Origin of the sequence: Arthrobacter sp. BPSS-3, assembly GCF_044628475.1 — a bacterium.
Classification (GTDB): Bacteria; Actinomycetota; Actinomycetes; order Actinomycetales; family Micrococcaceae; genus Arthrobacter.
In genome coordinates this window covers 250,381-273,918 of sequence record NZ_JBIMMV010000003.1, presented here as the reverse complement: position 1 = coordinate 273,918, position 23,538 = coordinate 250,381, and the positions used below count along the sequence as shown (strand labels likewise).

The following is a 23,538-nucleotide window of genomic DNA, read 5'->3' as shown; positions in this document are numbered from 1 at the left end:
CTACCCCGCGACTGCCGGCTCGTGGGGTGGGGACTGCCCGGGTGCCGGCAGGTCGGCGGCGTCGCGCCCGGTCCAGACCTTGATGATGGTCCAGCCGACGGCGGCCAGCGGCACCGCCAGCAGCGCCCCGATGACACCGGCGAGCATGGTCCCGGCGGCCAGGGACAGCAGGATCACCAGCCCGTGGATATTTAGCACCTTGCCCATCAGCAGCGGCTGCAGGACATGATGTTCGAGCTGGTTGGCGCCCACCAGCACGGCGAGGACCACCACGGCGGGAACCGGGCCGTTGGAGACGAGAGCCACCAGGACGGCCAGGCTTCCGGCGGCGGTGGCGCCGATGATCGGAATAAACCCGCCGATGAACACGAAGACCGCCAGCGGCACCGCCAGGGGAACGCCGAGGATCAACAGCGCGACGGCGACAATGGCGGCGTCGATCGCGGCGATCAGCGCGGTCCCCCGCACATAACCGCCGAGGACGCGGGTGCTGGCCGCGGCGGCGCGGTGCGCCCGGTCACGGTGCCGGACCGGGAGGAACCCGAAGAGAAAGGCCCGGATCACGGCGCCGTCCTTGAGGAAGAAGAACAGGATGACGGCCATCAGGACCATGCCGGCGAGGATCTCCCCGCCGGTGCGCAGGCCGGTGAGGGCGTCGGAGCCCAGGTTGCCACTGCTGAAGAACTTCTGCACCGACTCCTTGGCGTTGGCGAGCTCCTGGTCCGAGACCGGGACCGGCCCGTTGTTCAGGAAGGCGTGCAGCTGGTCGATCCCGGCCAGCGCGCGGGTCACCAGCTCATTGAACTGCATCCGCACCAGGGCGACGACGGCGGTGACCACGCCACCGAACACGGCCAGGACCGCGACGAAGGAGGTCAGCACCGCCAAGGCCCGCGGCCAGCCGTGGCCGGCCAGCCAGCGCACCAGCGGGGAGATGGCGGCGGCCAGAATGACCGCCAGGAGCACCGGAATGACCACGAGCGGCACCAGGGTCAGGACCCGAATCACCACCCACGCCAGGCCCACCAGCAGCAGCACCTGCGCGGCCCGGGTCCCGGCGCGGCCCAGCCCGTCGGACCAGAGCGCCGCCGGACCCTTCGCCGCCGGGCCCTTCGCCGGCGCGGCGGGCTCCGGCGCCGGATTCTGGTATTCCTGCTCGGACATGGGGATCCTCCTTCGTCACCGCCGAGCAGCCCGCGGACCGGGCGCACGCGGTGTGTACCGTTGCTGACTGCGGATTATCCCGGCAGAACCTGATGGCGGGCTGGCAGCGGGCCGCGGTGGCCTCTGGTTGGGGCGCGGGAACGTTGCTAGCGTGGCCGCATGAGCCCGTCGAAGACTCCGCCTGAGATCATCACCGCGGCCGGGCACGAGGTGAGCATTTCCAGCCCGGACAAGGTGGTCTTCCCCGGGCCGGGGCTGACCAAGCTGGACCTGGTGCACTATTACCTCGCCGTCGCCGACGGCGCCCTCCGCGGCGCGGGCGGCCGGCCGATGGTCCTCAAACGGTTCCCCAAGGGCATCGACGCGGAGCCGTTCTTCCAGAAGCGGGTCCCGGAGAACCATCCGGACTTCATCGACACCGCCACCCTGCACTACGCCTCCGGGACCTCCGCGGAGGAGGCCGTGATCCGGGACGCCGCCGGGCTGGCCTGGCTGGTCAACCTCGGCTGCCTCGACCTGAACCCGCACCCCGTCCGGGCCGCCGACCTCGAGCACCCGGACGAGCTGCGGATCGACTTGGACCCTATGCCGGGCGTCGGCTGGGAGCAGATCGTGGACACCGCCCTGATCGCCCGGGGCGTGCTCGACGACGTCGGGCTGGTCGGCTGGCCGAAGACCAGCGGCTCCCGCGGCTTGCACATCCTGGTCCGCATCACGCCGGACTGGTCCTACCCGCAGGTGCGCCTCGCCGCCGAGACCCTGGCCCGGGAGGTGGAGAACCGGGCCCCCGGCCTGGCCACCGCCCGGTGGTGGAAGGAGGAACGCGGCGAGAGCGTCTTCGTCGACTTCAACCAGAACGCCAAGGACCGCACCGTGGCCTCCGCCTACTCGGTGCGTCCGCTCCCGGACGCCCGGGTGTCCGCGCCGCTGACCTGGCAGGAGGTGCCGTCCGCCCGGCCCGAACAGTTCACCGCGCTGACCGTGCCGGACCGGTACGCAAAGGACGGCGACCCGCATGCGGGCATCGATGAGGCCGCCGGCAGCCTGGCGGCCCTGCTGGAGCTGGCCGGGACGCTGGGCCCGGCGGAAAAGGCGCCGAGGGGCGCCGGAAAGGACGGCTCCGGGCGGCGCCAGTCCGTGATGCCGCTGATCGAGGTGGCGCGGACCAGGACCAAGGCGGAGGCGCTCGCGGCCCTTGAGGCGTGGAAGGCGGGCCATGCCGGGACGGCGGCAGGCCTGCACCCCGCCGACGTCCTGGTCGACGGGATGCGCGGCTCCAGCTCGCTCTGGTACCGGGTCCGGATCAACCTCCAGCACATCCCGGAGGACCGGCGGCCGCCGCAGGAAGAACTGCTGGCCGACTATGATCCCTGGGCCGGCCGGTCCTGACGGTTACCGTTAGTCCCCGGCCCCGCCGTCCGCCGGCGTGCTGGCGTAGTACGCGGCCGCCATGTCCTGCTTGGACCGGCCCTGGGCGGCCACCCGCTCCAGCCGGGCCGCCGCGGCCTCGGTCCCGTCGAGGCGGATGCCTTGTTCCGCTGCCGCCGCCAGGATCAGCCGGGCGTCCTTGAGCGAGGTGTCCACGGCAAACGACGCCGGGTCCAGCGTGTCGCCGAGGATGAGTCCGGCCTTGCCCCGCAGGAAGGGCAGGTCCAGTCCGCCGCCCTCGATCAGGTCGAGGAACTGCTGCGGCTCCACCCCCAGCGCCCCGGCCAGGGCCAGGATCTCGCCGGTGGCGTTGGAGGCCGCGATGACCCAGCTGTTGACCACGAGCTTCAGGCGGGCGGCGGTACCGGCGGCGGCATCCTCACCGGTCCAGGTGGTGCGCGCCCCGATCGCGTCCAGGACCGGTGCCACCACGTCCCGCACCGCGGGCGCACCGGCGGCGATCACCAGCAGCTGGCCGGCCTCGGCGGGTTCGCGGGTGCCGGACACCGGAGCCTCCACCAGCTCCAGTCCCACCTCGCGGGCAAGCTCCGCCAAGGCCCCGGCGTCGTGGACGCCTACCGTGGTGGACTGCACCCAGGCGGTGCCGGGCGTGATGCCCGCGGCTGCCTGCCGGATCACCTCCGTCACCGCGGCGGCGTCGTAGAGCATCGTCAGGACCACGTCGGCGCCCTCGACCGCCTCGGCGGGGGTCGCGGCCGCGTGCGCGCCGGCATCGGCCAGGGGGCCGGTCTTGGCCGGGTCGCGGTTCCAGACCCGGACCTCGAGGCCGGCGCGGAGAAGGTTGCGGGCCATCGCGGCGCCCATGATGCCCAGGCCGAGCACGGCCACGGTGCGGGTGGTGTTCTTCGTCGTCTCGTTCATGCGGCCATGCTAGCCGCACAGCCTGACAGCCGTTGACGGACTCCGGGACCCGGCGTAGACCCATATCCAGGGGCGGGCACCGGCTGGAACAACGGCGGGGAGGCGAGAAGGAGGACACATGGACACTTTTCGGGAGCTTCACCGCGGCGGGTCACCGTTGCTGCTGCCCAACGCGTGGGACGTGGGCTCCGCCGTCGCCTTCGTGGCGGATGGCTACCCGGCGATCGGGACCACCAGCTTCGGCGTGGCGGCAAGCGCCGGCTATCCAGACGGCGGGCGGGCCAGCAAGGCGGCGACGGCGGCGCTGGTGCCGCTGCTGTGCCGGCTGCCGGTGTTCGTGACGGCCGACGTCGAGGACGGCTACTCCCCGGATCCCGGCGAGGCTGCCGACTTCGTCGCGGGCCTGGTGGAGGCAGGCGTGGCCGGGATCAACCTGGAGGACAGCCTGGACGGGCATCTGGTGGCCCTGGAGGACGCCGCCGCGAAGATCGCCGCCGTCCGGCAGCGCTGCCCCGGCGTGTTCATCAACGCCCGGGTGGACAACCTGTGGTTCAAGGAGGACCCGACCGTGGACGCCGTGCTGGTGCGGGCCCGGCGCTATGCCGACGCCGGGGCGGACGGCATCTTCGTCCCCGGGCTTGCGAACCCGGCCGAGATCGAGCCCATCACCGGGGCCCTGGAGCTGCCGGTGAACGTCCTGCCGCATCCCACCCTGACCGTGGCGGAACTTGGTGGGCTCGGGGTGCGGCGCGTCAGTTCCGGGTCGCTGCCCTACCGCGCGGCGGTGGATGCCGCCATCGCGTCCGTCGCGGCCCTGCGGGACGGGGGCACCGCCCCTTCAGCCACCCCGTACTGGGACATGCAGCACCGGCTCGAGTCTTACGCAGCGGCGCTCCGGCCGCAGGTAGAAGGTCCGGCGGAAGGTCCGGAGTAGCCCCGGGAGCAGACCGGCGAGGGGCCTAGGCGAGGCTCAGTTCCGCCGAGATCGCGGCGGCAGCCTCCTGCAGCAGGGGGACGGCGCGGTCGGCGAACGCCTGGTCCACGCGGGAGACCGGGCCGGAGACGGAGATCGCCATCGGCGTCGGGGCGTCGGCCACCGCGGCGGCGAAGCACCGCACCCCGAGTTCCTGCTCCTCCTCGTCGATCGAGTAGCCGCGGCGCCGGATGGTGTCCAGGTCCTGCAGCAGGGTCTCGACGTCGCCGATGCTCTTGGGCGTCGCGGCCGGCATGCCGGTCCGGGACACGATCGCCCGCACCCGCTCGTCGTCGAGCTGGGCGAGGATCGCCTTGCCGACGCCGGTGGAGTGCAGGTGCGCGCGCCGGCCCACCTCGGTAAACATCCGCATGGAGTGCCGGGAGGGGACCTGGCCGACATAGACCACCATGTCCCCGTCGAGCATGGCCACGTTGGCGGTCTCGCCCAGCCGGTCCACCAGGGGCTTCAGCTGCGGCCGGGCGAGCACTCCCAGTTGCTTGGACGCCCCCTCGCCCAGCCGGATCAGCCGCGGGCCCAGGGAGTACCGGCGGTTGGGCAGCTGGCGGACGTAGCCCAGCGTCACCAGGGTCCGCAGCAGCCGGTGGATGGTGGGCAGCGGCAGCTCGGTGGCCGAGGAGAGCTCGCTGAGCATCACCTCTCCCCCGGCGTCGGCGATCAGCTCCAGCAGCTCGAAGACCCGCTCCACCGACTGCACGCCGCCTGCGGCCCGTTCCGCCATGCCACCCCTCCTCTTGGGTGCCGGCCGTCGCCGGCCGGCACCTTTTCCTGACTCACGTTGCGTGGACACCCTTCGCGCCGGGTGAATGCACCCGCCGAGCGAAATATCCGCATCGTGAAAGTTTCCGAGGCCCACGATACCGCAGGGCCTCGCGGCCACCACCGGATCCCCCGGAAGGATGCCCCTAAATGCCCTTGCCCGGGTTGAGGATGCCCAGCGGATCGAAGACGCCCTTGATGGCGTGCTGCAGGCCGAGGGAATCGTTGCCCAGCTCGTCCACCAGCCAGTCGCGCTTGAGCAGTCCCACCCCGTGTTCGCCGGTCAGGGTTCCGCCGAGGCTCCGGGCCAGCTCGAACATCTGCGCCAGCGCGGCCTTCGCCGGGCCCTCGGTGGAAGGCTGTCCCTCGTCCAGGACGATCATCGGGTGCAGGTTCCCGTCGGCGGCGTGGGCCACGGTGAAGATCCTCACGCCGGTGCGGCGGGAGATCTCCTCGATGCCGGTAACCATCTCGGCCAGGCGGCCGCGCGGAACGCCGACGTCGCCGATGCAGACGGTGCCCAGCAGTTCCAGGGACGGGATGGCCTCGCGGCGGGCCCGGAGCAGCTCCGCGGTGTGGTCCGGGTCCGTGGCCTTCTCGTACGAGGTGGCGAACGGTTCGATCGCCTTGATCAGCACGTCCTGCTCCAGGAACGCGCCGTAGCCGTCGGTCTGGGCGAGCAGGAAGGCCCCGCCCCGGCTGCGGTAGTCGGTGCCGAGGGCGGCGTCGACGGCGGCGAGGGTGGGCCCGTCCATCAGTTCCAGCACCGAGGGCGTGATGCGGGAGGCGATGATCGCCGACGCCGCCTCGGCCGCGGCGACGATGTCCGGGAAGTAGGCGGCTACCGTGGCGGTGGAGACCGGCATGGGCCGCAGCCGCAGCGTCGCTTCCACCACCACGCCCAGGGTGCCCTCGGAGCCGATGAACAGCGCATTCAGGTCGTAGCCGGTGACGCCCTTGATGGTCTCGCGGCCGGTGACCAGGATCCGGCCGTCCGGCAGCACCACCTTGAGCGCCAGCACGGATTCGCGGGTGACTCCGTACTTGGCGCAGCGCATGCCCCCGGCGTTGGTGGCGATGTTGCCGCCGATCGAGCAGATGGCCGTGCTCGCCGGGTCCGGCGCGTAGAAGAGTCCGTGCTCGGCCGCGGCGGCGTTGACCTCGGCGTTGAGCACCCCCGGTTCGACCACGATCAGCTGCTCCAGCGGATCGATGCGCAGGATCCGGTTCATCCGCGAGAGGTCCAGGACGATCTCCCCCGTCTGGGCGGAGGAGCCGGCGGCGAGGCCGGTCCCCGCTCCCCGGGCGACGACGGGGATCCGGTCGGCCGTCGCCCGGACCATGGTGTCCACCACGTCCTCGACGGCGGTGGCGTACACGACGCCGTCCGGCAGGGACGAAGGCGTGTAGCCGGAGCGGTCCGTGTTGACGCTCCGGCGGTCGGCTTCCTCGGTGGAGCCGTTCCGTGCCGCGGCGATCAGGCCGGCGGCGGAGCGGGTGGCGGTGGTGTCATTGGCGGTGGTGCTCACGGGGACTGCTTTCTATCGGGTGCAGGAGGTGATCGGCGCGGGCGGGGTCCCTAGGGGACCATCCAGCCCAGGACCGGGGTGGACTGCAGCAGGACAAGGATGGTGATGAAGGCCAGCAGGCCGAGGCTCCAGCCGAGGAGCTTGCGGAACAGGACGCTCTCGGCCCCGTCCAGGCCGACGGCGGCGGAGGCCACCGCGAGGTTCTGGAGCGAGAGCATCTTGCCGAGGACGCCGGCGGAGGAGTTGGATGCGGCCATCAGGACCGGCGAGAGGCCGGTCTGCTGCGCGGCGGTGACCTGGAGCTGGCCGAAGAGCGAGTTGGACGAGGTGTCGGACCCGGTGAGGGCCACGCCGATCCAGCCCAGCAGCGGGGAGAGGAAGGCGAAGAAGCCGCCGGCGGAGGCGAGGGCGAAGCCGAGTGAGTTGGTCTGGCCGGAGACGTTCATGACGAACGCCAGGGCCAGGACGGAGGTGACCGAGACGATCGTCCAGCGCAGCTGGAAGAGGTGTCGCGGTAGATCCGCAGTCCCTGCAGGGGCTTGAGCCGGTACAGCGCCATGGTGATGATGCCGGAGATCAGCAGCAGGGTGCCGGTGGCCTTGAGGTGGTCCAGCTTGAACTTGTGGGCGGAGACCTGGTGGCCGGAGGGGTCGACGGCGTCGATGCCGGGCCAGTCGAAGGTGACGGAGCCGACGGCGGTGAGCCAGTTCTTGACGCCGGGAAGCTGGGCGATGGAGAAGACGGCCATGATGATCAGGTAGGGGGCCACCGCCATCCACACATCGCGGGCCGGCGGCCGGGCGACGGTGTCCGTGCCGGTCCCGGCCGCGTCCGATCCGGCAGCGCCTGCAGCGTGAGCCGGAAGGGGCTGGCCGTTGCGGCTGACGCCGCCCAGGCCGGAGGAGGTGCCGTAGCCGGTGCGCCCGGTGGCCGTGGCGCCCACCAGGTCGGCTTCGGCGGCGTCGGTGTCGCTGCCTGTGTCTGTGTCTGCGACGTCGTGCATGCCGACGATCTCCGCAGGCTGCCAGAACCGGAGCATCACCAGGACGACGGCCACGGTGGCGATCGCGGCGATCACGTCGGTCAGTTCCACCACCAGGAAGTTCGAGGCCAGGAATTGGGCCACGCCGAAGACGACGCCCGAGACCAGGGCGACGGGCCAGGTCTGGCGCACGCCGCGCTTGCCGTCGACGATGAAGACCAGGATCAGCGGGACCAGGACCGCGACGAACGGGGTCTGCCGGCCGGCCATGGAGCTGAGCTCGTGCAGCGGGATGTTGGTGACACCGTTGAGCGCGATGATCGGCGCGGCCATGGCGCCGAACGCGACGGGCGCGGTGTTGGCCAGCAGCGCCACGATGGCCGACTTCAGCGGCTTCATGCCGGCCGCCATCAGCATGGCCCCGGAGATGGCCACCGGCGCGCCGAAGCCGGCGAGGGCCTCGAGCAGGGCGCCGAAGCAGAACGCCACCAGGATGGCCAGGATCCGCAGGTCGTTTGAGATGGAGCGGATGGTGCGGCCCAGCGCCTCGAACCACGGGGTGGCCACGGTCAGTTTGTAGACCCACAACGCGTTGATGAGGATCCAGAGGATCGGGAAGATCGCGTAGAAGGCACCCTGGGCCGTGGCGCTGAGGACCTGGACTATGGGCATATGCCAGCCCACGATCGCCAGGACGATCGAGAGCAGCAGGCTGGCGATGGCTGCCTTCGGGGCCCTGACCCGGAACACGCCGAGCAGGACGAATAAGAGGAGCAGCGGCAGCGCGGCCACCACGGCGGAAACAGCAAGGGACCCGGCGATCGGGTCTACGACCTGCTGAAACGGCTCAAACCTGGGACTCACAAAAACTCCTTTGTTTTACGAGTGGTGGCGGGCCTCTGACCCGGGCGTCATGGGGCGACGGGAAGATTTTCCGCATGGCGAAATAAATCTCTTATTGTGTGGATAGACCATATGTGCGATCCACATCACAGTCAACAGGTTGCCGCAGAATGGTCGGACCACCGCCGACGGTCCGCGGACGGGCGTTGACAGTCCGCCGCGGGGCTGGATAGTTTTTACTTATTGATATTTTATTTCCGCATTACGGAACTGCTAAGACACCGCAGAGACACCCGCAATGCACCACAGCAACTGAACGGAGCGTGACCGGAATGTCAAATCACCTGGAGACCAACGGACTCCACGTCGCGGAGGAGCTGTACTCCTTCGTACGGGACGAGGCGCTGCCCGGCACCGGACTCGACGCCGGGGAGTTCTGGGACGGCGCGGCCGGCCTGATCGCCGAATTCTCCCCCCGCGTCCGCGAACTCCTCGAGGTCCGCGACCGGCTGCAGCAGCAGATCGACGAGTACCACCGCACGCAGGCCGGCGCGGAGATCGATCCCGAGGCGTACGAGGAATTCCTGCGCTCGATCGGCTACCTGGTGGAGGAACCGGCCGACTTCAGCATCAGCACGGACGGCGTGGACAGCGAGATCGCCAGCGTCTCCGGCCCGCAGCTGGTGGTCCCGCTGCTGAACGCCCGCTTCGCCGCCAACGCCGCCAACGCCCGCTGGGGTTCGCTCTACGACGCCCTCTACGGCACCGACGCCATCGACGACGCCGACGGCCGCGGGCACACGGAAGGCTACAACCCCGTCCGCGGCGCCGCCGTCGTCGACTTCGGCCGGCGGCTCCTGGACGAGCACACGCCCCTGGCCTCCGGCTCCCACGCCGACGTCACGGCCTACCGGATCACCGACGGCGCGCTCGCCGCCGAGACCCCCGCCGGGACCACCGGCCTGGCCGATCCCGCCCAGTTCGCCGGCTACCGCGGCAACGAAGACCAGCCCGAAGCCATCCTGCTGGTCCACCACGGGCTGCACATCGAGATCCAGGTGGACCGCGGGCACCCGATCGGCTCCGGTGATCCGGCCGGCGTCAAGGACATCGTCCTCGAATCTGCGCTGACCACCATCATGGACCTCGAGGACTCCGTGGCCGCCGTCGACGGGGGCGACAAGGTGGACGGCTACCGCAACTGGCTGAAGCTGATGCAGGGCACGCTCACCGCCGAGGTGTCCAAGGGCGGCCGCAGCTACACCCGCCGGCTGAACGAGGACCGAAGCTACACCGCCCCGGACGGTTCCGAGCTGGTCCTGCCCGGCCGTTCCCTGCTGCTGATCCGCCAGGTGGGCCACCTGATGACCAGCGACGCCGTCCTGGACGCCGAGGGGCAGCCCGTCCCCGAGGAGATCCTGGACGCACTGTTCACCGGGCTGGGCTCGGTGCACGACCTGCGCGGCGCCACGGCCGGACGGAACTCCCGCGCCGGGTCCGCCTACGTGGTCAAGCCCAAGATGCACGGCCCCGAGGAGGTCGCCGTGGCCTGCGCGCTGCTGGCCGGCGCCGAAAAGGTACTCAAGCTCGAGCCGCTGACCCTGAAGATCGGCATCATGGATGAGGAACGCCGCACCTCGGCCAACCTCAAGGCCTGCATCAAGGAGGCCCGGGACCGTGTGGCCTTCATCAACACCGGCTTCCTGGACCGCACCGGCGATGAGATCCACACCTCCATGCTCGCCGGCCCCATGGTCCGCAAGGCGGATATGCGCAACTCCAGCTGGATCAAGGCGTACGAGGAGTCCAACGTGGACACGGGCCTGGCGTGCGGCTTCGCCGGACGGGCCCAGATCGGCAAGGGCATGTGGGCCGCCCCGGACAACATGGCGGACATGCTGGCGCAGAAGGCCGGCCACCCGCAGGCCGGCGCCGACTGCGCCTGGGTCCCGTCCCCCACCGCGGCAACATTGCACGCCATCCACTACCACCAGGTGGACGTCGACGCCCGGCAGGCCGAACTGGCAGGCAAGCGCCGCTCCACCCTGCGCCAGCTGCTCACCATCCCGCTGGGCGACCCGGCCGGTTGGTCCGCCGAGGACCGCCGGAACGAGCTGGACAACAACATCCAGAGCACCCTGGGCTACGTGGTCCGCTGGGTCAACGACGGCGTGGGCTGCTCCAAGGTCCCCGACATCCACGGCACCGCCCTGATGGAGGACCGCGCCACCTGCCGGATCAGTTCCCAGCACGTGGCCAACTGGCTGCTCCACGGCATCGTGACGCAGGAGGAGGTGGAAGCCTCGCTGCGGCGGATGGCCGCCGTCGTCGACGGGCAGAACGACGGCGACCCCGGCTACCGGCCGATGTCCCCCGAGTTCGATGGCGAGGCCTTCCTCGCCGCCCGTGAATTGGTCCTCGAGGGGGCCGCCCAGCCCTCCGGTTACACCGAACCCGTGCTGCACCGCCGCCGGGCCGCCCACAAGCACGCCAACGACCTTGCAAGGAACGCCTCATGACCCTGACCCTGGACACCGCCCGGACCATCATCGACCAGGCCCTCGCAACGGGCGCCGAGCACGGCTTCAAGCCGCTCACGGTGGTCGTCCTGGACGCCGGCGGCCACGTCACCGCCGCCGCCCGCCAGGACGGTGCGTCGAACAACCGCTTCGAGATCGCCCAGGGCAAGGCCTACGGGGCGCTGGCCCTGGGCATGGGTTCCCGCTCGATCATGGCGCGCGCCGAGCAGCAGGCGTACTTCATCGCCGCGGCCGCCGCGGCGATCGGCGGCCGGCTGATCCCGGTCCCGGGCGGGGTCCTGATCCGCGACGCCGACGGCGCGCTGCTGGGCGCCGTGGGCATCAGCGGGGACACCTCGGACAACGATGAGACGGCGGCCGCAACCGCCGTCCGTGCGGCCGGCCTGACCGCCCAGGTGGACTGAGAAACCACCCGGCGGTTGACAGCGGCACCGGCAGGGGACGTGACACCCCCGGCCGGTGCCGCTGGCGTTTTCCGGGGAAATCTCCAGCGACGGCCAGTATCATGGCCGGGTTCGAGAGTCTGTTGAGAGGTTGCTCCATTGCGTCACGAATCGTCCGCCCCGGGCAAGGGGACCCCTGAGCCCTACCCGGGCTACGGCACCCTGGTGGAGGGCAGCAGCAACTACCGTCAGGGCCGCCGGCCGCGCTGGCTCAAGATCACCGGCATCACCGCGGCCGTGATCCTGGTGGGTGTGATCGCCTTCGGCGGTTACTGGCTCTGGCGGCTCCAGTCCAACATCAGCACCTCTGCGCTCGGCGCCGGCGGGGTGCGCACCGAGGGCCCGGTCAACGACAGCAAGGACCGGCTGCAGATCCTGGTGCTGGGCAGCGACACCCGCAGCGGCAAGAACGGCCAGTACGGCTCGACGGCCGACTCCTCCGGCTACGGACAGTCGGACGTGATGATGCTGTTGGACATCTCGGCGGACAACAACCACGTCAACGTCGTCAGTTTCCCCCGCGACCTCCTGGTGGACGTCCCCGCCTGCAAGGACAGCGCCACCAACGAACAGCATGCGGCCCGGTCCGGAGTCATGATCAACTCCGCCATGGCCGAGGCCGGCATCGGCTGCGCGGTGGACACCGTCAACAAGCTCACTGGCATGGAAATCGACCACTTCATGATGGCCGACTTCAACGCCGTGAAAGAACTCTCCAACACCGTCGGCGGCGTCGACGTCTGCGTGGACACCGCCGTCAACGATCCCGACTCCGGCCTGAAGCTGCCCAAGGGCACCTCCCAGGTCCAGGGCGAACAGGCCCTGGCCTTCCTGCGCACCCGGCACGCCTTCGCCAACGGCGGGGACCTCGGCCGGATCAAGGCCCAGCAGTCGTTCCTGGCGTCCCTGACCCGGAAGCTGAAGGCCGACGGCACGCTCAGCGACCCGCAGAAGGTGCTCAGCATTGCCGACACCATGACCAAGAACCTCACCGTCGACGACGGCCTCGCCTCGGTCCCAACCATGCTGACCCTCGCCAACCGGCTGAAGAACATCGACCCGGCCAAGGTCAACTTCATCACCACCCCCACCGTCCCGGCGCCGTCGGATCCCAACCGGCTGACCCTGGACGAGCCGGCGGCGGACAACCTCTTCGCCGCACTGCGCCGCAGCCCGGACCTGTCCCAGCCCGCGCCGGCCTCGGCGGCCCCGGAGACCTCCAGCGCCCCGGCCGCCCCCGCCTACAACAAGGCACTGCAGCCGGTCACCGTGGCCAACGGCACCAACGTCGCCAGCCGCGGCGCCGAGATCGGGACAATTCTCTCCGACGCCGGGTTCACGAAGCTCTCCCGCATCCCGGCCCAGCCGCGCCAGCAGACCATGGTCTACTTCGGCGCCGGGTTCGAGGACGTCGCCGCCGACGTGGCCGCGGTGTTCGGCCTGCCGGCCTCCAGCGTGCAGCAGGTCCCCGGGGTGCAGGGCGTCCAGCTCTACGCCGGCGAGGACTTCGCCACGGGTTCCAAGCCCGCGGCGCCGCCGTCGCAGGCCGGCGGGGCAGTGTCCCAGACCGGCAGCGACACGACCTGCCAAGCCACCGCCGGCGGGTAGCGGGCGACACGCGGCGGGACCCCGCGTCACCGGGGCGCCAGCACGCCCCGGCGTCCACTACGATGGGCGAGGTTTGAGACGGCAGGATTCCGCAGACTACCCAGTAGCCGGGCCGCGAAGAGAACGGACATTCACGTGGCGTGGACCCCTGACCGGAGGTCATTCCTGGCGGCCGCTGCCGCCCTTTCCCTCGGGGCCCTGGCGGCGCTGCCGCAGGACAGCCGCCCGAAGGATCTCCGCGAGCCCGACGCAACCCCGGCCGACGGGCCTCTGGTGGAGACGGCCGGCGCCGACGCGCAGCCCGCCCCGGTCCCGGCCACGGCCCAGCCCCAGGGTGCCCCGTCCCGCGACCAGATCATCGCCGCCTTCTCCCAGCGCACCGCCGGCTACTGGGGGCTCGCCGCCCCCGGAGTCCTGTCGCGCCTGCCCGCGCCCGCCGGCGTCGCCCTGACCTTCGACTTCTGCGGCGGCACCGGCGGGAACGCCGCGGACACCGGCGTCCTCACCGAACTCCGCCGCCACGGGGTTCCGGCGACCCTGTTCCTCAACCACCGCTGGATCGCCGCCAACGCGGCCCTGGCCGCCGAACTCGCCGCGGATCCCCTCTTCGAGCTCGCCAACCATGGCACCTCACACCGGCCACTGTCCGTGTCCGGCAAGAGCGCCTACAACATTCCGGGCACCCGCAACCCGGGCGAGGTCTACGACGAGATCATGACTAACGACGCCCGCATCGCGGAGCTCACCGGGAAGCGCCCGCTCTTCTTCCGGCCGGGGACCGCCTATCTGGACGATGTCTCCGCCCAGATCGTGCACGCCCTCGGGGTCACGCCCGTCGGCTTCTCCGTCAACGGCGACGCCGGTGCGACGCTCCCCGCCCCGGCCGTGGCCAAGGAAATCTCCGGCGCACACACCGGGGACATCGTCATTTCCCACGGCAACCACCCCGCCGGCGGGACCGCGGCCGGCCTGGCCCGCGCCCTCGATGCGATGAAGCAGCGCGGGGAGGCCTTTGTCCACCTCCCCCGGCCCGCAGCCGCCTGAGGCTCCCACACCCGTGGCCCTATCGCCCACAGCGCAACCCTGTTGTTTCCGCATATCGGGACGTATCGTTAAGTATCGTTAGCGAACCCCTGGAGGAGAGCATCATGCGTAACTCATACCCGATGGGCGGCTTCGGCGCCCCCAGCTTTGATGGCATGTGGCAGGCCGTCGAGGACCTGCGTTCACGCTTCGAAAAGCGCACCGGCAGCCGCGCCGGCCGCGGCGAGGTCCGCTCGGCCGTCCTGGCGCTCCTGGCGGAGCGGCCCATGCACGGCTACCAGATCATCCGCGAGATCGAGGAGCGCAGCAGCGGCAGCTGGAAGCCGAGCGCCGGCTCCGTCTACCCGACCCTGCAGCTGCTGGCCGACGAGGGCCTGATCCGCGCCGAGGAGTCCAACGGGCGGAAGATCTATTCCCTGACGGACGCCGGCCGCGACGAGGTCTCCGGCGGCACCTCGGCTCCCTGGGAGTCCGCCGACGCGGACCAGGGCCCCGGCTTCGGGGCACTGCCGAAGGCAGGCATCGAGCTGGCCCAGGCGGCATCCCAGGTGGGCCGCACCGGCACGCCCGAGCAGGTCAAGCAGGCCGTGGCCGTGCTGGACGAGGCGCGGCGCCGGCTGTACTCGATCCTGGCCCAGGACTGACGCGGGTGGCGGAGGCTGGCCGGGCCCGGGCGGACCCGGCGGCCGGGACCGGGAGCACCCGCGCCCGCTACCGGCGGATCCTGCGCTTCGCGGCCTGGCACCTCGCCGTGACCTGGTGGTACGAGCTGCTGCTCCCCCGCCTGGGCCTGCGCCGGATCACCGAGCGCACCCGAACACGCCGGATGATCCGCTTCGCCCGGCGCTTCCGCGCCCTGGCCGTGGAGCTGGGCGGCCTGATGATCAAGGTTGGCCAGTTCCTCTCCTCGCGCCTGGACGTCCTCCCGCCGGAGATCACCAAGGAATTGGAGGACCTCCAGGACGAGGTTCCCCCGGTCCCGTTCCCGGCCATCAGGGACCTGGCCGAGGCAGAACTGGGGACACCGCTGGAGAACATCTTCGCCGTCATCGAGGAGACGCCCATCGCCGCGGCGTCCCTCGGGCAGGCGCACCGCGCGACGCTGCTGCCCGCGGCGGCGGAGGATGCCGGCATGAGCGGCGTCGTGGTGAAGGTTCAGCGCCCCGGGATCGAGGCGATCGTCGACGTCGACCTGGCCGCCCTGCGCAGGGTGGGCGGCTGGCTGAGCCACTTCCGGCTGGTCTCGGACCGCGCGGACATGCCGTCCCTGGTGGAGGAGTTCGCCCAGACCAGCCTCGAGGAGGTCGACTACCTGCAGGAGGCGGCCAACTCCGAGCGGTTCGACGCCGACTTCGCCGGCGACGAGCGGGTGGCCGTCCCCCGCGTCGCCTGGGAACGGACCACCCGCCGGGTCCTGACCCTGGAAGACGTCACCGCCATCAAGATCACGGACACGGACGGCCTACGGGCCGCGGGGATCGACCCCGTGGAGGTGGCTCCGGTCTTCGCATCGGTGATGTTCGACCAGCTCTTCACCACCGGGTTCTTCCATGCCGACCCGCACCCGGGGAACATCTTCGTCACCCCGACCCCCGGCGCCGGAGGGTTGCCCTGGCGGCTGACGTTCATCGATTTCGGCATGATGGGCGAGGTGCCCCCGGGCACCCGGAGCGGGCTGCGGAAGCTGCTCATCGCGGCGGCCGCGCGCGACGGCGGAGGCTTGGTCTCGGCGATCGGCGAGATCGGGGTGCTGCTGCCCACGGCGGATACCGCCGAACTGGAGCGGGCCATGTCCCGGCTGTTCACCCGCTTCGGCGGCATGGGCTTCGCCGAACTGCGCGAGGTGGACCCGCGGGAGTTCCTGGCCTTCGCCAACGAGTTCGGCGAACTGGTCCGCTCGCTGCCGTTTCAGGTCCCGGAGAATTTCCTGCTGATTATCCGGGCGATGTCGCTCACCTCCGGGGTGTGCAGTTCCCTCGACCCGCGCTTCAACCTCTGGGACTCGGTGGAGCCGTACGCGGCACGGCTGCTGCGCGAGGAGCGCGGAAACCTCCTGCAGGACGCCGGCCGCCAGGTCTTCGACGCCGCGGCGGTGGCCTTCCGCCTGCCGCAGCGCCTCGACCGCCTGGCGGCCCGCGCCGAGGAGGGTTCCCTGACCGTGGGCAACCCCCGGCTGGAGCGCCAGGTGGCCCGGCTGGACCGCACCGTGCGCCGCGCGGTGTCCGCCCTCCTCTTCACCGCCCTGCTGATCGCCGGCGCCATCCTCCGGCACGACGACCCGGTGCTCGGAACGGCGCTCCTGGCCGTCTCCGTGCTCCCGCTGCTGCATTCCGCCTGGCCGGGACGTCGCGGACCCTGACCGCCGCTTTGTTCCCTAAACCCGCCGCGGACGCCGACGCATCTCAAGCCGCCACGCGGAGGCCGGTGACTGCCGTTACTTAATTGTGATTAACCGGCTCGATGCCGTACGGTCGACGGGTGGACCGTCAACGTTGGTCCCAATTCCGTGCGTCGCTGAGCTCTGCCGCGCCCGGGATCCGCTAAATATAAGGCAGAGGCGGGGGACCCAAGTGTCCCGGGTATGGCGTTGGCCTGCCCTCGGGGTGAAGCCGTGGTGTCCCACGGCCGGATGACCTCATCCGAACCCGACAGCTAACTCCGCAGGCGTTGAGAGGTAAACCTTCCATGTCTGCACCCCAGGATCAGACGTGCGCCGCCGCGCGCCGCCGTGACCAGTCCGCTCCCTTCCCCCTTCGACGCACCGCCCTTCGGCTGAAGTCCCCCCGCGTCCTGTCCCTCGCCGCCGCGGCGGCCGTCGCCGTCGTCGGCCTCGGTTCACTCGGCCAGGCCACCCTGAACAGCCTGACCCAGGCGCAGGCGTCGGAGGTCTCCCAGGCCGCCCCCGCTTCCGCCCCGGCCTCGCCGTCGGCGACTGCGGCCGCACCGGCCAGCACCGCGGCCGCAGCCCCGTCCGCCCCGGCGACGGCGGCGGCCCCCGCACCGGCGCAGGCCGCTCCCCCGGTGGCGGCCCCCGCCCCCGCAGCCGTGCAGGCCGCACCGGCACCCGCCCTGGCCGTAGCCTCCACCGGCGGCCCCGCTCCCCTGGGTGTCCCCGGCAACTGGAGCCTGGCCTTCAACGACGACTTCAACGGCGCCGGCCTGGATACCAACAAGTGGGCCGCCTGCTGGTTCGCGCCCGGCTGCGGAACCATGAACAAGGTCAGCACCAGCCCCGCCAACGTCTCGGTCAGCAACGGCAACCTGGTCCTGAACCTGGCGTCGGCCACTTCCGGTGCGCTGGTCTCCTCCAACCCCCGCGGCGGCGCCGGCACCGGCTACCAGTTCACCACCGGCTACGTCGAGGCCCGGATCAAGTTCCCCGGCAACGCCAACGGCCTCTACAACTGGCCGGCATTCTGGACCACCGGCCAGTCCTGGCCCGCCACCGGCGAGAACGACATCGCCGAGGTCCTCAAGGCCAAGATGACGGTCAACTACCACTCCACCAGCGGCGCCCAGAACCAGGGCGGCGTGGGGGGCAACTGGGCCAACGAGTACCACACCTTCGGCCTGCACCGGATGGCCGGCTCCTCGGACGTCTACTTCGACGGCGTCAAGGTCAAGTCCTACCCGACCAACGACGGCAACGCCCCGCAGTACCTGGTCCTGAACGTCGGTGCCTCCTCGACCAACCCGGCCTACGGCCCGGCGTCGCAGGTCCTGGTCGATTACGTCCGCGCCTGGCAGTAACCCGGACGTACACTGGCTCCCATGACGCCGCGTAAACCACGGAGGAGCCACCATGTGCCGACTGTTCGGGCTCCACGCCGGCGCCCGAACGGTGCGTGCCACATTTTGGCTGCTCGACGCGCCGGACAGCCTGTCCGTCCAGAGCCGGCGCGAGCCGGACGGGGCGGGCATCGGCACCTTCGACGAGTTCGGACAGCCGCACGTGGCGAAACAGCCGCTCGCGGCGTGGGAGGACCACGCCTTCGCCCGGGAGGCCAGGACGCTGCGGAGCACCACGTTCCTCGCGCATGTCCGCTACGCCAGCACCGGCGCCCACACCGTGGCCAACACCCACCCTTTCGAGCAGGACGGGCGGCTGTTCGCGCACAACGGCGCGTTCGGCGGCCTGGACCGGCTGGACGCACGGCTCGCGGAGCTCGGTGTCGCCGACCTGGTCCGGGGGCAGACGGACAGCGAACGCCTCTTCGCCCTGATCACCGCCGAAACCCGGCGGGCGGACGGCGACGTCGGCGCCGGGATCACCCGCGCGGTGGCTTGGGCCGCCGCCGAACTGCCGGTGCTCAGCCTGAACCTGATCGTCACCACGAGCACGGAGCTGTGGGCGTTGCGGTACCCGGAAACCCATGAGCTGCACGTGCTGGAGCGCGATCCCGGGCGGGTCCACGGCCCGGCCGCGCCGCTGGAGGCGCGCAGCCATCGCATCCATGCCCGCAGCGAGGACCTCGCCGCCGGGCCGCAGGTGCTGATCGCCACCGAGCCGATGGACCACGATCCCGGCTGGCGTGCGCTGGCCCCCGGGGAAATGCTGCGGGTGGGTCCGGACCTGGCAGTCACGTCCACGTTTCCGTTCCCGGACGGGCCCCGGCACCGGCTCGACCTCTCGGATCTCAGCCCCGAGGCCGCCGCCTCGCAGCGTCCCTAACCAGCCCCGTCCCCAACCAGCCCAGTCCCTAACAAGCCCCGCCTCTAACAAGCAAAGCGCCTAGCTGCGCTCCGCCACCGCGGAATCCGCGGCGTCACCGGCGTGGGCCTGCTCGGCGGGCTTCCGGCCCGTGGCGGGCATCGCGACGACGGCGACCACCGTCAGCACCGCGCCCACCAGCACCGCCAGGAACACCGCGCCGGAGGCGGTGACGACGGTCCCGGGGTTGGTGTCCCCGCCCGGGGTCCCGGCGTAGATGGCGTTGGCGACGGCGCCGAAGACCGCCACGCCGATCGAGCTGCCGATCGAACGGGCGAACAGGTTGGTGCCGGTCACCACGCCGCGTTCGTTCCATTCCACGCTGGACTGGGCGGCGATCAGCGTGGGCGTGGCGACGAGCCCCAGGCCCAGCCCCACGATGAAGCAGCTGGCCGCGACCAGCAGCACACTCGGTGAGGAGGCGGTCAACGCCAGCACCGCGGTCCCCACCACGGTGATGCTGATGCCGATCAGCGCGGTGGTCCGGAAGCCCAGGCGCAGATAGAAGCGGCCGGACTGGGAGGCGCTGATCGGCCAGCCGATGGTCAGTGCCGCGAGGGCGAGCCCGGCCAGGATCGGGGATGTGGCGATGGACCCCTCGAGGAAGGTCGGCACGTAGGAGGTCAGGCCCAGCATGACGGCGCCGACGCCGAAGGAGACCAGCGCCGTCGTCGCCAGCAGCCGGCGGGAGACCACCCACGGCGGCAGGACGGGCTCGGCCGCGCGGCGTTCCACCAGCACGAAGACGGCCAGCAGCACCGCACCGCTGGCGAAGACGCCGATGCTGGGGGCGGAGTTCCAGGCCCAGGCCTGGCCGCCCTCGAGGGCGCCGAGGATCAGCAGGGTCAGCGCCGCAGTGAGCAGCGCGGAGCCGAGGTAGTCCACGGTGTGGCCCTGGCGTTTGACGTCCTCCCGGAAGGAGCGAAGCAGCATCCAGCCGGCCAGCAGGCAGAGCGGGATGTTGACCAGGAAGATGCCCCGCCAGATGCCGAGGGTGGAGAACACGCCGCCCAGGGTGGGGCCGACGACGGAGGAGATGGCCCAGACGCTGGCGAGGTAGCCCTGCACCTTGGCCCGTTCGGTCAGGGTGTAGATATCCCCGGCTATGGTGATGGCCATCGGCTGGACCGCACCGGCGCCGAGGCCCTGCAGCACCCGGAAGGCGATCAGCGCCGGCATGCTCCAGGCGATGCCGCAGAGGATGGATCCGAGCAGGAACAGGCCGATGCCGATCAGGATGATGGGTTTGCGGCCGACCACGTCGGAGAGTTTCGCGTAGACGGGCACGGACACGGCCTGCGCCAGCAGGTAGGCGGAGAACAGCCAGGGGAAGGACGAGAAGCCGCCCACGTCGCGCACGATCGAGGGCACCGCGGTGGCCACGATCGTTGAATCGATCGCCACCAGGCCGGTCGAGAGCATCAGGGCAATGAGGATCGGTCCCCGGGTGGAGCGGAAGCCGACTCCGTCGCTTGTTGTCGTCACTGGTTTCGTTCCCGTCGTCGTCCACGCCGTACGGCGCCCGGAACCGCGCGGTTCCGAGGTCATAACTTCGGCGGGACGGGAATTAGTCCCGCGGACGCCGGGTAAAGACCAGGTGGGTGACGCCCGACGGCGAGGGCGTCGCCTCAATCTCAAAGCGCTTTTCCAAGTCTTCGAGCCCGTCCCAAAGCCGCTCCCCGCGGCCCAGGAGGATCGGCACCAGGACCAGGTGCAGGTGGTCGATCAGGTCGGCGGCGAGGAACTGCCGCACCGTGGCGACCCCGCCGCCGATCCTGACGTCCTTGCCGCCGGCGAGCTCCCGGGCACGTTCCAGCGCCTCGGCGGGGCCGGCGTCGAGGAAGTGGAACGTGGTCCCGCCCTCCATCTCCAGCACGGGCCGGGGGTGGTGGGTGAGGACGACGACGGGCGTGTGGAAGACCGGATTGTCCCCCCACCAGCCCTTCCATTCCTCGTCCTGCCAGGGTCCGCGCTGGGGGCCGAACTTGTTGCGTCCCATGATTTCGGCGCCGATGCCGGGTGCCCAGGTGCCGGCGAAGGCCTCGTCGACGCCGAAGGAGGGTTCGCCGTCGCCGGGCAGGCCCATGGCGCGGAAGGTGCGGGTGCCGAACGCCCACTGCATCAGCCGGGTACCGGCGTGGCCGAAGGGCGCCTCGAGGCTTTGGTCCTCGCCCGTGCCGTAGCCGTCCAGGGAGATCGAGAAATTGTGTACGCGGACGAGGGACATGTGAGCTCCTTGGCGGGTGGCCGGGTTTCCGAGCCCACTCTAGGAGCGGCGGGCGGTCCGCTCAAGGACTTCGGAGCCGCGGCCTCCCCGGGCGGGGCCGCAGCGCCGTCCGGTGCGCCGCCTTGGCGGGCCTCTCAGCCCTAGGCGGCGGCCTGCGCTGCGTAGACGGTTGCCCGAGCCTGGACGTTGCGGATGTAGGCGTCGGACTGGTTATAGGCGTAGATGGCGTCGGTCCAGCCGCGCGGGGTGGTGAGGTCCCGGCCGTGGCCGCAAAGGTAGTCGGCGGCGCTAAGGGCGGCGTCGTCGATGTTGAAGGGATCGGCGACGCCGTCGCCGTTGCCGTCCCGGCCCGCCAGCCGCCAGGTAGAGGGGATGAACTGCATGGGTCCGACGGCGTGGTCCCAGTGCGGGTCGCCGTCGAGCGCGCCGCCGTCGGTGTCCGGGATCGCGGCGAACCCGTCGCCGTTGAGGCTGGGCCCGACGATCGGGCCGCTGACCTGGCCGGCCGCGTTGAGGCTGCCGCCGCCGTAGCTCCCGTGCGCCGTTTCGACGAAGCCGATCGCCGCGATGGTGTTCCAGCCGATGCCGCAGCCGGGGGTGGTGGCGTTCGCGGTGACTGCGGCGGCTACGTAGGCCCGCAGTGCCCGGGCCGGGATGCCGGTCCGTGCGGCGGCGCCGGTTAGCCACTGCGCATCCGGGCTGGGGGTGACGTTGACCGCCGTGGTGATGTCGGCGCCCTCGAGTTTCGCTACCGCGCTCGGCGGGGCGGCGACGGCGGTCCGGATGCCCTCGCCGGACCGGCCCACCGCCCAGAACGAGAAACCGGCGATGACGGCCACGGCCAGCAGGCCGAAGACGAGGAGGCGTTTGAGTCGGAGCACCGACTAATCAAACCATCCGGCACCGACGTCGGAAGACTCCCGCGCCCGGGCAGTGGGTCACGCCCGTGCGCCGTCTCCCGGCACCGCGCCCTCCGAAGTGTCCCGGACCCCTGTCCGGGACGGCGGCGCGTTGCTAGCATGGGCGCGGACGCCGCCGAAACCCGGTAAGGCGCCCGCATCCCGGAGTCCCACCCCCGTCCGCAAGGAGAACCGCCATGGCCACCCACCTCAACCCCTACCTGAGCTTCCGCGACAACGCCCGCGAGGCCATGGAGTTCTACCGCGACGTCTTCGGCGGCCAGTTGACCGTGAGCACCTTCGCGGACTTCCAGGCCAGCCAGGATCCGTCGGAGGACACCTTGGTGATGCACGCCCAGCTGGAGTCCCCCAGCGGGTTCGTCCTGATGGGCTCTGACACCCCGGCGCGGATGGACTACACACCGGGCAACACCTTCAGCGTCTCGCTCAGCGGCGACGACGACGCGGAACTGCGCGGCTACTGGGACAAGCTCTCCCAGGGCGGCACCGTCACGATGCCGCTGTCCATGTCGCCCTGGGGCGACGCGTTCGGCATGTGCAACGACAAGTATGGCGTCGCCTGGCTGGTCAACATCGCCGGGAAGAAGGACTAAGCCCCGACGCCGGGAGCGGCGTCGCCGAGGACTCAGATGATGGTGTGCCCGGCGACGGCGGTGACCAGCGTGGAGACCTTGATGCCGACGAGGGCGGCCGTCAGGACGATCATGCCGAGGGTCACCCAGACGGGCGCCAGCCCGCGACGGGGAGCGGCCTCGTGCACCACCACCGACCGGCCGATCACGTAGAGCTCCCGGCTGAGGAAGACCCAGGCCCAGTGGAACGGGCGGACCACGCCGTCGCGGCGCAGCTTCTGCCAGTCGAGGTAGGCCAGCACGGCGGACACGGCGTAGATGATCAGGCCGGTGCCCAGAGCCAGCAGGTAGGGCAGGGTGAGGATCGACGCCGGGTCCATGGTTTGCACCCGTCGCAACCCCGTCGTCCTGGTCCGCAGGACGGGATTCCAAAATGCCAGGCTGATCAGCGGGATGATCGGCAGGGTGGCGATCAGCCAGATGAACGGGTTGTAGACCGGGGTGGACGGGCTGATCTGCGGGCGCCCGGTGCGGTACGGGTTTGCAGGGGCGCCCGGGTGCCCCGCGCTGAGGTGCCCCGCACTGAGGTAGCCGGTCCAGGCCGTCCCGTCCCACCAGCGCAGGTAACCGGATCCCGCAGGGTCCGCGTACCAGCCCGGCGCGGGCAGGTTACCGGGTGCGCCGTACCCGGCGTTTGGGGTGCTTGGCGGGACAGTCATGGCCGGTCCTTCTCGAGCTGTTCGGGGTATCTCCCCCGAACCATACCGTGCGCCACCATCTGGTGGTGTCGAGCCCATTGTCGACCTGCAGAGTGGGAATCCGGTGGACGGGCGCTGACAGGACGCTGCATGTTGCCGCGCCCCTCACCCGTCCCCGCCGCCGTCGTCCGCCT

The 23,538-nt window shown here is 71.0% G+C and carries 21 protein-coding genes and 1 riboswitch; of the genes, 11 read left to right on the top strand and 10 right to left on the bottom strand.

The features are described from left to right. Positions 1-1,164, bottom strand: coding sequence for an AI-2E family transporter (locus tag ACFVY3_RS07050; protein ID WP_400159229.1), 1,164 nt, complete (start codon positions 1,162-1,164; stop codon positions 1-3). Positions 1,165-1,323: 159 nt separating this feature from the next. Here ACFVY3_RS07050 and ligD point away from each other — a divergent pair, with 159 nt between their 5' ends. Then, entirely contained in the window at positions 1,324-2,553 is a 1,230-nt protein-coding gene (gene ligD / locus ACFVY3_RS07045; protein WP_400159228.1) for a non-homologous end-joining DNA ligase, read from the top strand. A 9-nt stretch (positions 2,554-2,562) separates the two neighbouring features. Here the strand turns inward: ligD and ACFVY3_RS07040 are convergent, their stop codons facing one another. Beyond that, a complete protein-coding gene (locus ACFVY3_RS07040; protein ID WP_400159227.1) occupies positions 2,563-3,474 on the bottom strand; it encodes an NAD(P)-dependent oxidoreductase in 912 nt (303 codons plus the stop codon). A 118-nt stretch (positions 3,475-3,592) separates the two neighbouring features. Between ACFVY3_RS07040 and ACFVY3_RS07035 the strand changes: the two genes are divergently transcribed. Continuing rightward, positions 3,593-4,408 (top strand): isocitrate lyase/phosphoenolpyruvate mutase family protein, encoded by an 816-nt coding sequence (locus ACFVY3_RS07035; protein WP_400159226.1) that lies wholly within the window; start codon positions 3,593-3,595, stop codon positions 4,406-4,408. Positions 4,409-4,433: 25 nt separating this feature from the next. On the opposite strand, the gene ACFVY3_RS07030 is transcribed toward ACFVY3_RS07035, so the two are convergent. The 4 genes from ACFVY3_RS07030 to ACFVY3_RS07015 all read right to left on the bottom strand — a co-directional run bounded on the left by ACFVY3_RS07030 (position 4,434) and on the right by ACFVY3_RS07015 (position 8,602). Further along, the gene (locus tag ACFVY3_RS07030) at positions 4,434-5,189 is read right to left on the bottom strand and encodes an IclR family transcriptional regulator (protein WP_290257998.1); all 756 of its coding nucleotides are present in this window, start codon (positions 5,187-5,189) and stop codon (positions 4,434-4,436) included. Positions 5,190-5,373: 184 nt separating this feature from the next. Then, positions 5,374-6,756 carry an FAD-binding oxidoreductase gene (locus tag ACFVY3_RS07025; protein ID WP_400159225.1) on the bottom strand — a complete coding sequence of 461 codons (1,383 nt, stop codon included), beginning with the start codon at positions 6,754-6,756 and terminating at the stop codon, positions 5,374-5,376. Between the two features lie 50 nt (positions 6,757-6,806). Next, on the bottom strand, positions 6,807-7,202 hold the full coding sequence (locus ACFVY3_RS07020) for an L-lactate permease (RefSeq protein ID WP_400159224.1): 396 nt from the start codon (positions 7,200-7,202) through the stop codon (positions 6,807-6,809). Beyond that, positions 7,199-8,602, bottom strand: coding sequence for an L-lactate permease (locus tag ACFVY3_RS07015; RefSeq protein WP_400159223.1), 1,404 nt, complete (start codon positions 8,600-8,602; stop codon positions 7,199-7,201). The genes ACFVY3_RS07020 and ACFVY3_RS07015 overlap by 4 nt, the downstream gene beginning before the upstream one ends. A 311-nt stretch (positions 8,603-8,913) precedes the next feature. Between ACFVY3_RS07015 and ACFVY3_RS07010 the strand changes: the two genes are divergently transcribed. The 8 genes from ACFVY3_RS07010 (at position 8,914) to ACFVY3_RS06975 (ending at position 18,888) form a co-directional block, all read left to right on the top strand. Further along, positions 8,914-11,100, top strand: coding sequence for a malate synthase G (locus tag ACFVY3_RS07010; protein WP_400159222.1), 2,187 nt, complete (start codon positions 8,914-8,916; stop codon positions 11,098-11,100). Next, positions 11,097-11,525: a heme-binding protein gene (locus ACFVY3_RS07005; protein ID WP_290258002.1), complete on the top strand. Its 429-nt coding sequence runs from the start codon at positions 11,097-11,099 to the stop codon at positions 11,523-11,525. Before ACFVY3_RS07010 ends, ACFVY3_RS07005 begins: the two co-directional genes overlap by 4 nt. A 138-nt stretch (positions 11,526-11,663) precedes the next feature. After that, entirely contained in the window at positions 11,664-13,172 is a 1,509-nt protein-coding gene (locus tag ACFVY3_RS07000) for an LCP family protein (RefSeq protein ID WP_400159221.1), read from the top strand. Between the two features lie 135 nt (positions 13,173-13,307). Continuing rightward, positions 13,308-14,216, top strand: a complete 909-nt coding sequence (locus ACFVY3_RS06995) for a polysaccharide deacetylase family protein (RefSeq protein ID WP_400159220.1) — start codon at positions 13,308-13,310, stop codon at positions 14,214-14,216. A 104-nt stretch (positions 14,217-14,320) separates the two neighbouring features. Further along, positions 14,321-14,860, top strand: coding sequence for a PadR family transcriptional regulator (locus ACFVY3_RS06990; protein ID WP_400159219.1), 540 nt, complete (start codon positions 14,321-14,323; stop codon positions 14,858-14,860). A gap of 5 nt (positions 14,861-14,865) precedes the next feature. Then, a complete protein-coding gene (locus ACFVY3_RS06985; protein WP_400159218.1) occupies positions 14,866-16,575 on the top strand; it encodes an ABC1 kinase family protein in 1,710 nt (569 codons plus the stop codon). 169 nt (positions 16,576-16,744) lie between these two features. Next, positions 16,745-16,895, top strand: a riboswitch (cyclic di-AMP (ydaO/yuaA leader). A gap of 6 nt (positions 16,896-16,901) precedes the next feature. Further along, positions 16,902-17,966 (top strand): family 16 glycosylhydrolase, encoded by a 1,065-nt coding sequence (locus tag ACFVY3_RS06980; RefSeq protein WP_400159217.1) that lies wholly within the window; start codon positions 16,902-16,904, stop codon positions 17,964-17,966. A 52-nt stretch (positions 17,967-18,018) separates the two neighbouring features. After that, the gene (locus ACFVY3_RS06975; protein WP_400159216.1) at positions 18,019-18,888 is read left to right on the top strand and encodes a class II glutamine amidotransferase; all 870 of its coding nucleotides are present in this window, start codon (positions 18,019-18,021) and stop codon (positions 18,886-18,888) included. A 60-nt stretch (positions 18,889-18,948) separates the two neighbouring features. Here ACFVY3_RS06975 and ACFVY3_RS06970 read toward each other — a convergent pair whose 3' ends face one another. From ACFVY3_RS06970 to ACFVY3_RS06960, 3 genes are all read right to left on the bottom strand, one after another. Beyond that, entirely contained in the window at positions 18,949-20,349 is a 1,401-nt protein-coding gene (locus ACFVY3_RS06970) for an MFS transporter (protein WP_290258256.1), read from the bottom strand. A gap of 145 nt (positions 20,350-20,494) precedes the next feature. Continuing rightward, on the bottom strand, positions 20,495-21,154 hold the full coding sequence (locus ACFVY3_RS06965; RefSeq protein ID WP_400159215.1) for a dihydrofolate reductase family protein: 660 nt from the start codon (positions 21,152-21,154) through the stop codon (positions 20,495-20,497). A gap of 140 nt (positions 21,155-21,294) precedes the next feature. Then, positions 21,295-22,035, bottom strand: a complete 741-nt coding sequence (locus tag ACFVY3_RS06960) for a lytic transglycosylase domain-containing protein (protein ID WP_400159214.1) — start codon at positions 22,033-22,035, stop codon at positions 21,295-21,297. Between the two features lie 215 nt (positions 22,036-22,250). Between ACFVY3_RS06960 and ACFVY3_RS06955 the strand changes: the two genes are divergently transcribed. After that, on the top strand, positions 22,251-22,667 hold the full coding sequence (locus ACFVY3_RS06955; protein WP_400159213.1) for a VOC family protein: 417 nt from the start codon (positions 22,251-22,253) through the stop codon (positions 22,665-22,667). Positions 22,668-22,699: 32 nt separating this feature from the next. Here the strand turns inward: ACFVY3_RS06955 and ACFVY3_RS06950 are convergent, their stop codons facing one another. After that, on the bottom strand, positions 22,700-23,365 hold the full coding sequence (locus tag ACFVY3_RS06950) for a DUF2510 domain-containing protein (protein ID WP_400159212.1): 666 nt from the start codon (positions 23,363-23,365) through the stop codon (positions 22,700-22,702). Between the last annotated feature and the right edge of the window lie 173 nt (positions 23,366-23,538).

Excerpts from the sequence above, each read along its gene's own strand:
- ACFVY3_RS07035 (WP_400159226.1), top strand. The coding sequence starts at position 3,593 with ATGGACACTTTTCGGGAGCTTCACCGCGGCGGGTCACCGTTGCTGCTG.
- ACFVY3_RS07020 (WP_400159224.1), bottom strand. The coding sequence starts at position 7,202 with ATGAACGTCTCCGGCCAGACCAACTCACTCGGCTTCGCCCTCGCCTCC.
- ACFVY3_RS07040 (WP_400159227.1), bottom strand. The coding sequence starts at position 3,474 with ATGAACGAGACGACGAAGAACACCACCCGCACCGTGGCCGTGCTCGGC.
- ACFVY3_RS07010 (WP_400159222.1), top strand. The coding sequence starts at position 8,914 with ATGTCAAATCACCTGGAGACCAACGGACTCCACGTCGCGGAGGAGCTG.
- ACFVY3_RS07050 (WP_400159229.1), bottom strand. The coding sequence starts at position 1,164 with ATGTCCGAGCAGGAATACCAGAATCCGGCGCCGGAGCCCGCCGCGCCG.
- ACFVY3_RS06955 (WP_400159213.1), top strand. The coding sequence starts at position 22,251 with ATGGCCACCCACCTCAACCCCTACCTGAGCTTCCGCGACAACGCCCGC.
- ACFVY3_RS06950 (WP_400159212.1), bottom strand. The coding sequence starts at position 23,365 with ATGACTGTCCCGCCAAGCACCCCAAACGCCGGGTACGGCGCACCCGGT.
- ACFVY3_RS07005 (WP_290258002.1), top strand. The coding sequence starts at position 11,097 with ATGACCCTGACCCTGGACACCGCCCGGACCATCATCGACCAGGCCCTC.
- ACFVY3_RS06980 (WP_400159217.1), top strand. The coding sequence starts at position 16,902 with ATGTCTGCACCCCAGGATCAGACGTGCGCCGCCGCGCGCCGCCGTGAC.
- ACFVY3_RS06965 (WP_400159215.1), bottom strand. The coding sequence starts at position 21,154 with ATGTCCCTCGTCCGCGTACACAATTTCTCGATCTCCCTGGACGGCTAC.
- ACFVY3_RS06970 (WP_290258256.1), bottom strand. The coding sequence starts at position 20,349 with ATGCTCTCGACCGGCCTGGTGGCGATCGATTCAACGATCGTGGCCACC.
- ACFVY3_RS07030 (WP_290257998.1), bottom strand. The coding sequence starts at position 5,189 with ATGGCGGAACGGGCCGCAGGCGGCGTGCAGTCGGTGGAGCGGGTCTTC.
- ACFVY3_RS06975 (WP_400159216.1), top strand. The coding sequence starts at position 18,019 with ATGTGCCGACTGTTCGGGCTCCACGCCGGCGCCCGAACGGTGCGTGCC.
- ligD (WP_400159228.1), top strand. The coding sequence starts at position 1,324 with ATGAGCCCGTCGAAGACTCCGCCTGAGATCATCACCGCGGCCGGGCAC.
- ACFVY3_RS06990 (WP_400159219.1), top strand. The coding sequence starts at position 14,321 with ATGCGTAACTCATACCCGATGGGCGGCTTCGGCGCCCCCAGCTTTGAT.